Origin of the sequence: Enterobacter sp. SM3 (assembly GCF_009811935.2) — a bacterium.
GTDB lineage: Bacteria > Pseudomonadota > Gammaproteobacteria > Enterobacterales > Enterobacteriaceae > Enterobacter > Enterobacter asburiae_D.
In genome coordinates, this window is sequence record NZ_CP099971.1 from 2,043,143 (window position 1) to 2,055,115 (window position 11,973).

At 53.7% G+C, this 11,973-nt stretch carries 13 protein-coding genes; 6 read left to right on the forward strand and 7 right to left on the reverse strand.

What is annotated here, in order from left to right; all coding sequences use genetic code 11:
* Position 1: 1 nt before the first annotated feature.
* Entirely contained in the window at positions 2-238 is a 237-nt protein-coding gene (locus GVO84_RS09655) for a DUF1656 domain-containing protein (protein ID WP_121423493.1), read from the reverse strand.
* A gap of 186 nt (positions 239-424) precedes the next feature.
* Here GVO84_RS09655 and slyA point away from each other — a divergent pair, with 186 nt between their 5' ends.
* Positions 425-865, forward strand: a complete 441-nt coding sequence (gene slyA, locus GVO84_RS09660; RefSeq protein WP_024909359.1) for a transcriptional regulator SlyA — start codon at positions 425-427, stop codon at positions 863-865.
* 36 nt (positions 866-901) lie between these two features.
* Here slyA and GVO84_RS09665 read toward each other — a convergent pair whose 3' ends face one another.
* Both GVO84_RS09665 and slyB read right to left on the reverse strand, forming a co-directional pair.
* Positions 902-2,263: a sensor domain-containing diguanylate cyclase gene (locus tag GVO84_RS09665; protein ID WP_159513980.1), complete on the reverse strand. Its 1,362-nt coding sequence runs from the start codon at positions 2,261-2,263 to the stop codon at positions 902-904.
* A gap of 199 nt (positions 2,264-2,462) precedes the next feature.
* Positions 2,463-2,930, reverse strand: a complete 468-nt coding sequence (gene slyB, locus GVO84_RS09670; RefSeq protein ID WP_063142969.1) for an outer membrane lipoprotein SlyB — start codon at positions 2,928-2,930, stop codon at positions 2,463-2,465.
* 254 nt (positions 2,931-3,184) lie between these two features.
* Between slyB and anmK the strand changes: the two genes are divergently transcribed.
* The 5 genes from anmK to pdxY all read left to right on the forward strand — a co-directional run bounded on the left by anmK (position 3,185) and on the right by pdxY (position 7,769).
* Complete coding sequence (anmK, locus tag GVO84_RS09675; protein WP_159513981.1) at positions 3,185-4,309, forward strand: anhydro-N-acetylmuramic acid kinase; 1,125 nt, start codon at positions 3,185-3,187, stop codon at positions 4,307-4,309.
* A gap of 93 nt (positions 4,310-4,402) precedes the next feature.
* Positions 4,403-4,726: a C-type lysozyme inhibitor gene (gene mliC / locus GVO84_RS09680; RefSeq protein WP_023335447.1), complete on the forward strand. Its 324-nt coding sequence runs from the start codon at positions 4,403-4,405 to the stop codon at positions 4,724-4,726.
* Positions 4,727-4,783: 57 nt separating this feature from the next.
* On the forward strand, positions 4,784-5,440 hold the full coding sequence (gene pdxH, locus GVO84_RS09685; protein WP_024909355.1) for a pyridoxamine 5'-phosphate oxidase: 657 nt from the start codon (positions 4,784-4,786) through the stop codon (positions 5,438-5,440).
* 125 nt (positions 5,441-5,565) lie between these two features.
* Positions 5,566-6,840 carry a tyrosine--tRNA ligase gene (gene tyrS / locus GVO84_RS09690; protein WP_121423496.1) on the forward strand — a complete coding sequence of 425 codons (1,275 nt, stop codon included), beginning with the start codon at positions 5,566-5,568 and terminating at the stop codon, positions 6,838-6,840.
* Between the two features lie 68 nt (positions 6,841-6,908).
* Positions 6,909-7,769: a pyridoxal kinase PdxY gene (gene pdxY, locus GVO84_RS09695; protein ID WP_063142973.1), complete on the forward strand. Its 861-nt coding sequence runs from the start codon at positions 6,909-6,911 to the stop codon at positions 7,767-7,769.
* A 77-nt stretch (positions 7,770-7,846) separates the two neighbouring features.
* Here the strand turns inward: pdxY and gstA are convergent, their stop codons facing one another.
* The 4 genes from gstA to GVO84_RS09715 all read right to left on the reverse strand — a co-directional run bounded on the left by gstA (position 7,847) and on the right by GVO84_RS09715 (position 11,971).
* Positions 7,847-8,452 carry a glutathione transferase GstA gene (gene gstA, locus GVO84_RS09700; protein WP_159513982.1) on the reverse strand — a complete coding sequence of 202 codons (606 nt, stop codon included), beginning with the start codon at positions 8,450-8,452 and terminating at the stop codon, positions 7,847-7,849.
* Between the two features lie 100 nt (positions 8,453-8,552).
* Entirely contained in the window at positions 8,553-10,061 is a 1,509-nt protein-coding gene (dtpA, locus tag GVO84_RS09705) for a dipeptide/tripeptide permease DtpA (protein ID WP_032657721.1), read from the reverse strand.
* A gap of 591 nt (positions 10,062-10,652) precedes the next feature.
* Positions 10,653-11,288 carry an endonuclease III gene (gene nth / locus GVO84_RS09710; protein ID WP_159513983.1) on the reverse strand — a complete coding sequence of 212 codons (636 nt, stop codon included), beginning with the start codon at positions 11,286-11,288 and terminating at the stop codon, positions 10,653-10,655.
* A complete protein-coding gene (locus GVO84_RS09715; RefSeq protein WP_023617347.1) occupies positions 11,285-11,971 on the reverse strand; it encodes an electron transport complex subunit E in 687 nt (228 codons plus the stop codon). Before GVO84_RS09715 ends, nth begins: the two co-directional genes overlap by 4 nt.
* Positions 11,972-11,973 lie beyond the last annotated feature (2 nt).

Consider the following 11,973-nt stretch of genomic DNA (forward strand, 5'->3'; position numbering starts at 1 on the left):
TTCACCACGCAGTCAAAACGACAAGGCCCAGGCTTACGGAGAGGGCAAACAGGGAAAGATCCATCAGCATGGGATGCCAGACTTCGCCGGAGTACATCCAGTCGCGAAGCAGACGATGCGCGATGAGCCAGAGAATAAAGCCCACCAGAACGGCCTTAAACAGGGGAGGAAAGTAGACTGACGCACCGAAGATCAGGTCCTGAAGGGGTAAACCCTCTGAGCGATGAAAAAACGTCACGGGCAGAAATCCTTTGCAGTGAACAGAATGCCGCGTTGGCTTGTCTTAGTATGATGAAGCATCACAATTCAGTGTAAGTCATACTTTTAAGTTCGATGAATGCAGTATTGCATTTGTTTTGGCAATACAAATGCTGCACACTATTCTAAAATCAGTATAATAACTTAGCAAGCTAATTATAAGGAGATGAAATTGGAATCGCCATTAGGTTCTGATCTGGCAAGGTTGGTACGCGTCTGGCGTGCTCTGATTGACCATCGCCTGAAACCTCTGGAGCTCACACAGACGCATTGGGTCACGCTGCACAACATCCATCAGCTGCCGCCCGATCAGTCGCAAATTCAACTGGCAAAAGCGATAGGAATTGAGCAACCGTCGCTGGTGCGCACGCTTGACCAGCTGGAAGAGAAGGGGTTGATCTCGCGGCAAACCTGCGCCAGCGATCGTCGTGCGAAACGGATTAAACTCACCGAGAAAGCGGCGCCTATCATCACGGAAATGGAAGCCGTGATTACCAAGACGCGCGGTGAGATCCTGTCAGGTGTTTCACCGGCGGAGCTGGAAATGCTCATTAGCCTCATTGGGCGCCTGGAGCAAAACATCCATGAGCTGCAGTCGCGAGACTGACAAACAACAAGGCCTTGCAGCAGCAAGGCCTTTTTTTTACTTAAAGACGACCACACGGTTACGGCCTGTCTCCTTCGCTTCATACATCGCCTTGTCGGCACTTTCCACGCACTCCTCTGCGCTTACCGACGAGGAGGTTGCCGTAAATACCCCCATGCTGATGGTGATCGGCTCCGGTAGCTGACCGCCGCTGCTGGTGTTATCAAAGCTGCTCAGCTTCAACCGTATGCGTTCTGCCACCTGGTACGCCGCGTCTGATGGGGTGTTGGCCAGCATCAGAACAAACTCCTCACCACCGATACGGGCCGCGATATCCTGCGGGCGCACCGAATCCATCAGCAGGTTGGCGACAAACTGGAGCACTTTATCGCCCTGAAGATGCCCGTAGGTGTCGTTGATACGCTTGAAGCGATCGAGATCGCTGACGATGATGGAAACAGGGCGGCTGGGTTTGGCGATATCCAGAGCCTGCTTTAATGATTCATAAAAATAACTGCGGTTGTACAGGCGCGTGAGCGGGTCGCGAATCGAGTTCTGGTAGGACTGCTGGTATTTTACGTGCGAGTCGCGATACAGCCTGAAGACATCATAGAGCAGAACAAAAATAATCAGCAGCGTGGCGACAGTTTCAAATAAGCGGGCGCGATACCAGGAGATACCTTCGGCATGTCCACCCATCAACAGCATTGAGAGCGTGACGATATAGCAGACGCACAAAAAATTACCGCCTACCCAAAATAAATTGCGTACGCGCGTAATAATCATCAGCGCTGCTAATGTCACCACCCACAAAGCAATTAATGAAATATTAATGAACTGGCTCCAGAGAACCATAAACTGACGCGTTTCATTATCAACCAGGTCAATTGATAAGTATGTTGAATGACTGGAATAGATCCAGGCCAATCCCACCGCACAGGCCGTAAAGAGAAACTCGCCGCTTACAATCGCGATATGCGCCAGTCGTGAAAGGGGATAATTGCGCGTGGTATAGAGTATTGCCGCAACGATGATAAGCACCGCCATTAAGAGATGGCGGAACATATAGTAGATCATCGCATCGTTGTAGTTCACCACGTTGAACTGGTAGAGGTCCAGCCAGGCGGGAAAGCTGGAGAGCGTTCCGACCATCAGCAATGCGGAGCCCGCAAAGGCAAAGGCGAAGGCCACCAGATACAGCCGTTTTCTGTCACACCAGTATTTCATCACCATGAAACAGGCAATAAACAGGTGGAACACCAGCAGAAAAATGGTGAGCGTAGGGAATAAAAGCGGTGAAAAGGAAGGTACCCATTCAACGACCTTTAAATAGAGCGTTTGTAATATCCCGATGACAACAATGCAACCGAGGCAGAACGCGATATAACGACTCTTTAGAGAACGACGATTCGCAATCATATACGTTTTTAACGACTTTATAATGAATGAAGGTAAGAGGATTGCGATGAGTTTAATCAATTAGCGCGCTAAATACTTTGCGCAGAAACAATATATGCCGTGGTAAATAATAGGTGTGGTGAATATATTTTGTAAATATATTTGTGGGAGTGATATATATTGTAAATGGATGTGGCCTGATGGCCACATCCATTTTTAATTAACGTGGGGAAACGGTCACCTGACGTCCGTTGCTTGCCAGAACAACGCGCTGACCTGCAGAGAAGCGGGTGTTGCCTTGTTTCTGTACAACCATGATAGTGCTGCCGTCGTCTTTACGGATTTCCAGCTCTACGCCCTGGGTTTTGTTCATCGCACCCTGAACGCCCTGGCCGGCTACGCCACCCGCAACGGCGCCTGCGGCTGTTGCCAGCGAGCGACCCGTGCCGCCACCGACGGTATTACCGAGGAAACCACCCAGAACGGCACCGCCGATTGCACCCATTACGTTGCTTTCATCACCACCCTGGATCTGTACAGGACGTGCGTTAACAACGGTACCGTAAGTCACGTTCTGAACCTGTTTCGCTTCAGAAGCGCTGTAAACGTCGCCAGAAAGTGAACTGTCATTCACACAGCCAGCCAGAGTTAAACCAATCAGCGAAACGCCCAGTACACGTAAAATCATTTGAATCTCCTGTTCACCAAAAACGCCCGAGTGGGGCATCCGTTATGGCTAAATTATATGGCATAAGGGGCCATAGTTCATATCTTTGCACTAACAATAGGAAAATTGTACTTGAATTTGACTTAACGAGACATAAACAGGGTCCGCCTGTGTTGCCCGTCTGACATTGTTAAAAAATATTATTGCCGGATGGCAAAGCTGCGCCGTTTATGGTTGAGTGGATGTCCTTAGCCCACGCAACGTAAGGAAAGCGCATGAAATCGGGTCGCTACATTGGTGTGATGTCAGGCACCAGTCTGGATGGGGTAGATGTCGTTCTGGCCGCCATTGACGAAAACATGGTGGCACAGCAGGCGAGCCTGACCTGGCCAATCCCCATTTCACTGAAAGAGGATATTCTGAGTATCTGTCAGGGGCAGCAGCTAACCCTTTCCCAGCTTGGACAGCTTGATGTCCGCCTGGGGGCGCTGTTTGCGGAGGCGGTGCAGGCTTTGATGCAAAAAGAACATCTTCGCCCGCAGGATGTGGTGGCTATCGGGTGTCACGGACAAACGGTCTGGCATGAGCCTATTGGGGACGCCCCGCATACCCTGCAAATCGGCGATAACAACCAAATTGTGGCGAAGACGGGCGTGACGGTGGTAGGCGATTTCCGTCGTCGCGATATCGCCCTTGGCGGGCAGGGCGCGCCGCTGGTACCCGCGTTCCATCAGGCGTTACTGGCGCACCCAACAGAGCGGCGGATGGTGCTCAACATTGGTGGGATTGCCAACCTGTCAATGCTCATCCCGGGACAGCCCGTCCGCGGCTACGATACCGGCCCGGGCAATATGTTAATGGATGCCTGGATCTGGCGTCAGTGCGGTCAACCGTATGATAAAAACGCCGAGTGGGCGAGCAGTGGGAAAGTGATTCTTCCGCTGCTGCAGTCGATGCTAAGCGATCCTTATTTTGCCCTGCCTGCCCCTAAAAGCACGGGGCGTGAATACTTCAACCTGGGCTGGCTTGAGCGTCAGCTGGCGCCATTCCCGGCGCTCGCGCCGCAGGATGTCCAGGCGACGCTTGCAGAACTCACAGCCGTGTCTATTTCCGAACAGGTGCTGCTCAGCGGCGGTTGTGAGCGCCTGCTGGTGTGCGGCGGAGGAAGCCGCAACCCGCTGGTGATGGCGCGCCTTGCGGGGCTACTGCCGGGTACCGAAGTGACCACGACAGATGAGGCCGGCATCAGCGGTGATGATATGGAGGCGCTGGCCTTCGCCTGGCTCGCCTGGCGCACCATTGCCGGACTGCCGGGCAACTTGCCGTCGGTAACCGGTGCTCGTGAAGCGAGCGTCCTCGGGGCGATTTTCCCGGCAAATCCTCGTCATAATCAGAGTTAACTGAAATTCAGCGCGGCATGTCGTCGTTAGAATGGAACGAAACAGGAGGGCAGCCATGCCCTCCAGGACCAGGAAAGTCTTCGGAATACGCCCATGAAAAAACTTCTTCTTATTGCCGCGCCTTTATTGCTGTCAGGATGCAGCGTCTATAACCAGCTCCTTGAGCGCATGCAGACCGATACGCTGGAGTATCGCTGCGACGAAAAACCGCTGACCGTGAAGCTGAATAACCCACGCCAGGAAGCCAGCTTTGTTTATGACAATAAACTGCTGACGCTGAAGCAGGGCATGTCGGCCTCCGGCGCACGTTACACCGACGGTATCTATGTCTTCTGGTCAAAAGGCGACAGCGCCACCGTCTACAAACGCGACCGCATTGTGCTCAACAATTGCCAGCTTGAAAATCCGAAGCGTTGAGATTTTTACAGGGGCGGCGCACAATAGCGCCACCCACTCTCAATGTCAGCTAACGCCATGTCAGATAACGACGAACTGCAGCAAATTGCGCATCTGCGCCGTGAATACACCAAAGGCGGCCTGCGTCGCCAGGATCTTCCCGCTGAACCCCTCGTGCTTTTTGAACGCTGGCTGAAACAGGCCTGCGAAGCGAAACTTGCCGACCCCACCGCCATGGTTGTCGCGACGGTTGATGAAAACGGTCAACCGTATCAGCGCATCGTTTTGCTCAAGCACTATGACGAGAAAGGCCTGGTGTTCTATACCAACCTCGGCAGCCGCAAAGCGCACCATTTGGAAAACAATCCGCGTATCAGCCTGCTGTTCCCCTGGCACATGCTGGAACGCCAGGTGATGGTCACCGGCAAGGCGGAACGTCTCTCGACGCTGGAAGTGGTGAAGTATTTCCACAGCCGTCCGCGTGACAGCCAGATTGGCGCCTGGGTATCAAAACAGTCCAGCCGAATTTCTGCCCGCGGCGTGCTGGAAAGTAAATTCCTGGAGCTGAAACAGAAGTTCCAGCAGGGTGAAATTCCCCTGCCAAGCTTCTGGGGCGGTTTCCGCATCCCTATTGAGCAGATGGAGTTCTGGCAGGGGGGCGAACATCGCCTGCACGACCGCTTTTTATACCAGCGCGAGAATGGCGGCTGGAAAATCGACAGACTGGCACCGTAATCCCCGAAATTTGTTGATTTAAGCGCTAGCGCACACCGCGCTTGCGCTTTATTCTATTGTCCTTTCGCATCAGGCGAAAAGTCGTGTACCGGCAAAGGTGCAGTCGTTTATACATGGAGAATTTGATGGCAAGCAGTAACTTGATTAAACAATTGCAAGAGCGGGGCCTCGTGGCCCAGGTGACGGACGAGGAAGCGTTAGCAGAGCGACTGGCGCAAGGCCCGATCGCGCTCTATTGCGGCTTCGACCCCACCGCTGACAGCTTGCATTTGGGGCATCTTGTTCCATTGTTATGCCTGAAACGCTTCCAGATGGCGGGCCATAAGCCTGTTGCCCTGGTGGGCGGCGCGACCGGGCTGATTGGCGACCCAAGCTTTAAAGCCGCTGAGCGTAAACTGAATACCGAAGATACCGTGCAGGAGTGGGTGGATAAGATCCGCAAACAGGTTGCACCGTTCCTCGACTTCAACTGTGGTGATAACGCCGCCATTGCTGCGAACAACTACGACTGGTTTGGTGGCATGAACGTGCTGACCTTCCTGCGTGATATCGGCAAGCACTTCTCTGTTAACCAGATGATTAACAAAGAGGCCGTGAAGCAGCGTCTGAACCGCGACGACCAGGGTATCTCCTTTACCGAGTTCTCCTACAACCTGCTGCAGGGTTATGACTTTGCCTGCCTGAACAAACTGCACGGCGTTTCCCTGCAGATTGGCGGTTCCGATCAGTGGGGTAACATCACCTCCGGTATCGACCTGACCCGTCGTCTGCACCAGAATCAGGTCTTCGGTCTGACCGTTCCGCTGATCACCAAAGCCGACGGCACCAAATTTGGTAAAACCGAAGGCGGCGCGGTATGGCTCGATCCGAAGAAAACCAGCCCGTACAAATTCTACCAGTTCTGGATCAACACGGCGGATGCCGATGTTTACCGCTTCCTGAAGTTCTTCACCTTTATGGACATTGAAGAGATCAACGCGCTGGAAGAAGAAGACAAGAACAGCGGTAAAGCACCGCGCGCGCAGTACGTGCTGGCTGACGAAGTGACCAAACTGGTTCACGGTGAAGAAGGTCTGGCCGCTGCAAAACGCATTACCGCAAGCCTGTTCAACGGTACCCTGAGCGATCTGAGCGAAGCGGACTTCGAACAGCTGGCGCAGGACGGCGTGCCGATGGTTGAGATGGAGAAAGGGGCTGACCTGATGCAGGCGCTGGTGGACTCTGAGCTCCAGCCTTCCCGCGGTCAGGCTCGTAAGACCATCGCGTCTAACGCTATCACCATCAACGGTGAGAAACAGGCCGACCCGGAATACACCTTCGTTGACGGCGACCGTCTGTATGGTCGCTACACGCTGCTGCGTCGCGGCAAGAAGAACTACTGCCTTGTCTGCTGGAAGTAATTAACAGTCTCCAGGGGGCGTGGGAAACCACGCCCCTTTTTGTTTTTTCAGGGTTTGGTAAGAAAAAAATGAAGAACATCCTCGCCATTCAGTCCCACGTTGTTTTTGGACACGCTGGCAATAGCGCCGCGGAATTCCCGATGCGTCGTCTCGGCGTCAACGTCTGGCCCCTTAATACCGTGCAGTTCTCTAACCACACGCAGTACGGCAAATGGACCGGCTGCGTGATGCCGCCTTCGCATCTGACGGAGGTTGTACAGGGTATTGCCGATATCGACCAGCTCAAACGCTGTGACGCCGTGCTGAGCGGTTACCTCGGCTCAGCGGAGCAGGGGGAGCATATCCTCGGCATCGTTCGCCAGGTGAAAGCCGCAAACCCGTCGGCAAAATACTTCTGCGACCCCGTCATGGGCCATCCGGAGAAAGGCTGCATCGTGGCGCCTGGCGTTGCAGAGTTTCACGTCCGTCACGCGCTGCCCGCCAGCGATATCATTGCGCCAAACCTGGTCGAACTCGAAATTCTCTGCGAGCGTCCGGTTAACAGCGTAGAAGAGGCGGTAAGCGCGTCTCGTGAACTGATCGCTCAGGGGCCTGAGGTTGTGCTGGTTAAACACCTTGCGCGCGCAGGGCTGAGCCAGGACCGTTTTGAGATGCTTCTGGTGACGAAAGATGACGCCTGGCATATCAGCCGTCCGCTGGTGGATTTTGGCCTGCGCCAGCCGGTTGGGGTCGGAGATGTCACCAGCGGTCTGCTGTTGGTGAAATTACTGCAAGGGGCGACGATGCGCGACGCGCTGGAGCACGTTACCGCGGCGGTGTACGAAATCATGATTGCGACCAAAGAGATGCAGGAATATGAACTGCAGGTGGTAGCGGCACAGGATCGTATCGCGAAGCCGGAGCACTATTTCAGCGCAACCCAGCTTTAAATGATGCCGGGTGGCGCTGCGCTTACCCGGCCTACAAAACCCGTAGGCCCGTGCAAGCGAAGCGCCGCCGGGCGATATTAGCTAAGACCTTCCGCTTTCAGCGCCGCAGCCACCGCAGGGCGCTCTGCCACGCGTTTCATATACGATGCAATATGGTCTAACCCTTCCAGGTTCAGCTTAACCGCGCGCGCCCAGCGCAGCACGGTGAACAGGTACGCATCGGCAATCGTGAAGCGCGAACCCGCAATCCACTGATCGTCTTTCAGCGATTCGTTAACGTACTGCAGCTTTTTCTCAAGAAGCGCGCGCAGGGTCGGTTTGAACTCCTCTGGCGTATCCGGGCGGAACAGCGGCGTAAACCCTTTGTGCAGCTCGGTCGCAATGTAGTTCAGCCATTCCAGCGTTTTATAGCGAGAAACGGTACTGACCGGCGCCAGCAGATGGCGATCGGGTACGCTATCGGCCAGGAACTGCATAATCGCCACGCCTTCGGTCAGCAGGGTACCGTCATCCAGCAGGAGCGCCGGAACTTGTCCTTTCGGGTTGATGGCAAGAAAATCATCACCGTTTTCCAGACGTTTTTTCATCAGATCAACGCCATCCAGCGTAAAATCTTTGCCGCTCTCGCGCAGGGTGATATGGGAAGCAAGAGAGCACGCGCCCGGTTTGTAGAACAGTTTCATCGGTAACTCCTTTTTGCTGAGGTTCCAGCTATGTTAGTGCGCAAACGGATAAAAAAAAAGCCGCTAATATGCATTAGCGGCTCGTCGTTTCTCAATAATATTACGCGGTAGCGGTTTTGGTCGCTTCAGCCGTCTTGTCGTCGTCCTGAGTCATACGATTCAGTTTCGGTGCGGTCAGCAGCATCAGAACGGCAATAACCGCAGTCGCGATACCAATCTGCATGAACACGGTACCGTACACGTTCAGGGAAAGCAGTGGATCAGTCACGTTTTCCGGAACCGCCATCAGGTTAGCAATCTTACCTGCAATGATTGCCGCACCCGCAGTGGTCAGGAACCAGCTACCCATGATGAAGCCCATCAGACGCTGCGGCACCAGCTGTGCAACCATCGCCAGGCCCAGACCGGAGATCATCAGTTCGCCGATAGACTGCAGCGCGTAGCTCAGGATCAGCCAGTTAACGGACACGATACCGGCGTCGGTGGCAAATTTGGTACCCAGCGGCAGCACCAGGAAGGCGCAAGAACACAGCACCATGCCCACGGCGAACTTGTGCGGCATTGGCAGACGGTCGCCCATCTTGTTGTAGATAGCGGCCAGAATCGGGGAACCAATCATGATCCAGAACGGGTTCAGCGCCTGGAACTGCTCAGGTTCGAACGCGATACCGAGGATTGAATGCTCAACGTTACGGATAGCGAAGAAGTTCAGTGAGGTTGGCATCTGGCTGTAAAGCACGAAGAAGATAATCGCTTCCAGCATCAGGATGAACGCCACAATCATCTTACGACGTGCAGCGCCCTGCATAGCGAAGGCTTCTTTCGCAAAGATGACCACGATACCCAGCGCAACCACGCCCAGAACGGCACGTGCGATACCCTGGTTGTGCAGCAGCCAGGTGGCAATTGCCGCGAGGACAACAACGCCTACGATGGTCGCCAGCAGTTTGCCCATATGCACAGGCTCGAAGTCAGGTTTGGAACCGTAGTCTTTAACCCAGCTGCGGCAGAACAGGAAGTTCACCACGGTGATCAGCATACCCACGAAGCTCAGTGCGAACGCCACGCTCCAGCCGAATTTCGCCGCCAGCCATGGGGTTGCCAGCATAGAGAAGAACGAACCGATGTTAATGGACATGTAGTACATGGTAAATGCACCGTCCAGGCGCGGATCGTCTTTGTTATAGCAGGTCGAAAGCAGGGAGGACGGGTTCGCTTTGAACAGACCGTTACCGACGGCAATCGTCGCCATACCCATATACACGACAGCGGCATCATGCCCTGACCATGCAACCAGACCATAGCCAATTGCCAGGACAATGGCGCCCAGCATGATGACACGTTTAGTCCCGAGAACTTTATCGCCCAGCCAGCCGCCAATAGCGACCAGACCGTACACCAGAGCACTGAAGGAAGAGAACAGCGTGATGGAATCGGCTTCGGACATACCCAGCTGTTTTACCAGGTAAACGGCCATGATCCCTTGCAGGCCGTAATAACCAAAACGCTCCCATAACTCGATAGAGAAGATGAGATAGAACGCTTTAGGCTGTTTAAAAGCGTTAAGACTCACGCTTTCATCTGTTGGTTTATTGTTTGCAGTAGACACATATACCTCTTTTTTTACATCCCATATTAACGGGGGTGTTCATAGCGTGATGGCCGTAGCCCATACGCCTTATAGTTATATTGGGAGGAGAAACGGCGGGTAATGTTCACTATCCTGCCCCATCTGGCAATACGTTTGTAATAATCTGTTACATATATCTGGGGTGGTATAATCGTCGGTTCATATAAATGTTATTCAGCGTTAAATTTCATGCCATGAGTAAAGGCAGTTTTTTCGACTGGCAATAACCCTATCCAATCGGCTTTTGGCGATATGTTCTGCTATTTACCGCTTCATGCAGTGATATAGCCCATATTCTGAAAAATAGCTGGTCTTATCTTCGGCATGGGAAGGAGAGTATCTTGTCAGACAAAGGGTTTAGGCCGATTTTGACAACAAAAATTCAACATGAAGTTATCAGGGTGATCGCGATCACAGATGTATAGAAATTTTTGGCTATGAAAAAAGTATTAACCTGTTTGAGCGTTAAACAGCCGAACAAGTGACAGGTCAGAGGAAGCGACAGACGGACAAATAACGGACAAAAGAAGAACGCTCGATAGCCCTTCTTTTGGCATGGGATTGGGGTGATCAGGAATATACTTTTTCTTTGTATTCGCAGAGATCTTCAATAATGCAGGAGCCGCAGCGAGGCTTACGGGCAATACAGGTATAACGGCCGTGCAGAATGAGCCAGTGGTGGCAATCAACTTTAAATTCAGTCGGAACCACTTTCAGCAGCTTCTCTTCGACCTGCTCGACATTTTTCCCCGGCGCAAAGTTTGTCCGGTTAGACACGCGAAAGATATGCGTATCCACGGCGATAGTGGGCCAGCCAAACGCGGTGTTGAGCACCACGTTCGCGGTCTTACGCCCCACGCCCGGTAAGGCTTCCAGCGCGGCGCGGTCCTCCGGCACTTCGCCTCCGTGCTGTTCCAGCAGGATCCGGCAGGTCTTAATGACGTTCTCTGCTTTGCTGTTAAACAGGCCGATGGTTTTGATATAGGACTTCACGCCTTCCACGCCCAGCTCCAGCATGGCTTTCGGCGTATTGGCGACCGGATAGAGCAGGGCAGTGGCTTTATTGACGCTCACATCGGTAGCCTGCGCAGAGAGCAACACGGCGATCAACAGCTCAAACGGGGAGGTAAAATTCAGCTCCGTCGTCGGGTGCGGGTTCTCGTCCCTCAGACGGGTCAGGATCGCAATGCGCTTTTCTTTATTCATGAAGCCTTCTCGGGTGTCCCTTCCAGAACGCTACGCTCAGCCGCGCGGCGCTTACGTTTCTCATCAATCAGGTATTTTATCGCCAGCATCATGCCAAGGCCAATAAATGCGCCAGGCGGCAGCATCGCCAGCAGGAATGGCGTATCGGTGTGGAACACTTCAACGCGCAGCGCTTTGGCCCAGCCGCCGAGCAGCGCATCTGCGCCGTCAAACAGCGTACCGTTACCGAGGATCTCGCGCAGCGAGCCCAGCACGAACATGGCGCACGTGGCGCCCATGCCAATGGAAAACCCATCCAGCGCCGACATGGCGGGGCTGTTTTTCACCGCGAAGGCTTCAGCACGCCCGACGACGATACAGTTGGTGACGATAAGGGGAATAAAGATCCCGAGCGACTGGTACAGGCCAAACGCGTAGGCGTTAATCAGCATCTGGACGATACTGACCACCGACGCAATGATCATGACGTAAATCGGAATACGAATTTCCGACGGCGTCCAGCGGCGCAGGGCGGAGATGGAGAGGTTGGTCAGGGTCAGTACCAGCGTGGTTGCCAGACCCAGACCGAGCGCGTTGGTGGCGGTGGACGTTACCGCCAGCAGTGGGCACATCCCCAGAAGCTGTACCAGCGCGGAGTTGTTCTTCCACAACCCCTGGACAATAACCTCTTTAACCTGGCTCATGA

Bases quoted from the DNA above. Each gene is read 5' to 3' on its own strand.
- gstA (WP_159513982.1), bottom strand. From the start codon at position 8,452: ATGAAACTGTTCTACAAACCGGGCGCGTGCTCTCTTGCTTCCCATATC.
- GVO84_RS09715 (WP_023617347.1), bottom strand. From the start codon at position 11,971: ATGAGCCAGGTTAAAGAGGTTATTGTCCAGGGGTTGTGGAAGAACAAC.
- pdxY (WP_063142973.1), top strand. From the start codon at position 6,909: ATGAAGAACATCCTCGCCATTCAGTCCCACGTTGTTTTTGGACACGCT.
- nth (WP_159513983.1), bottom strand. From the start codon at position 11,288: ATGAATAAAGAAAAGCGCATTGCGATCCTGACCCGTCTGAGGGACGAG.
- anmK (WP_159513981.1), top strand. From the start codon at position 3,185: ATGAAATCGGGTCGCTACATTGGTGTGATGTCAGGCACCAGTCTGGAT.
- slyA (WP_024909359.1), top strand. From the start codon at position 425: ATGAAATTGGAATCGCCATTAGGTTCTGATCTGGCAAGGTTGGTACGC.
- pdxH (WP_024909355.1), top strand. From the start codon at position 4,784: ATGTCAGATAACGACGAACTGCAGCAAATTGCGCATCTGCGCCGTGAA.
- tyrS (WP_121423496.1), top strand. From the start codon at position 5,566: ATGGCAAGCAGTAACTTGATTAAACAATTGCAAGAGCGGGGCCTCGTG.
- GVO84_RS09665 (WP_159513980.1), bottom strand. From the start codon at position 2,263: ATGATTGCGAATCGTCGTTCTCTAAAGAGTCGTTATATCGCGTTCTGC.
- mliC (WP_023335447.1), top strand. From the start codon at position 4,403: ATGAAAAAACTTCTTCTTATTGCCGCGCCTTTATTGCTGTCAGGATGC.
- slyB (WP_063142969.1), bottom strand. From the start codon at position 2,930: ATGATTTTACGTGTACTGGGCGTTTCGCTGATTGGTTTAACTCTGGCT.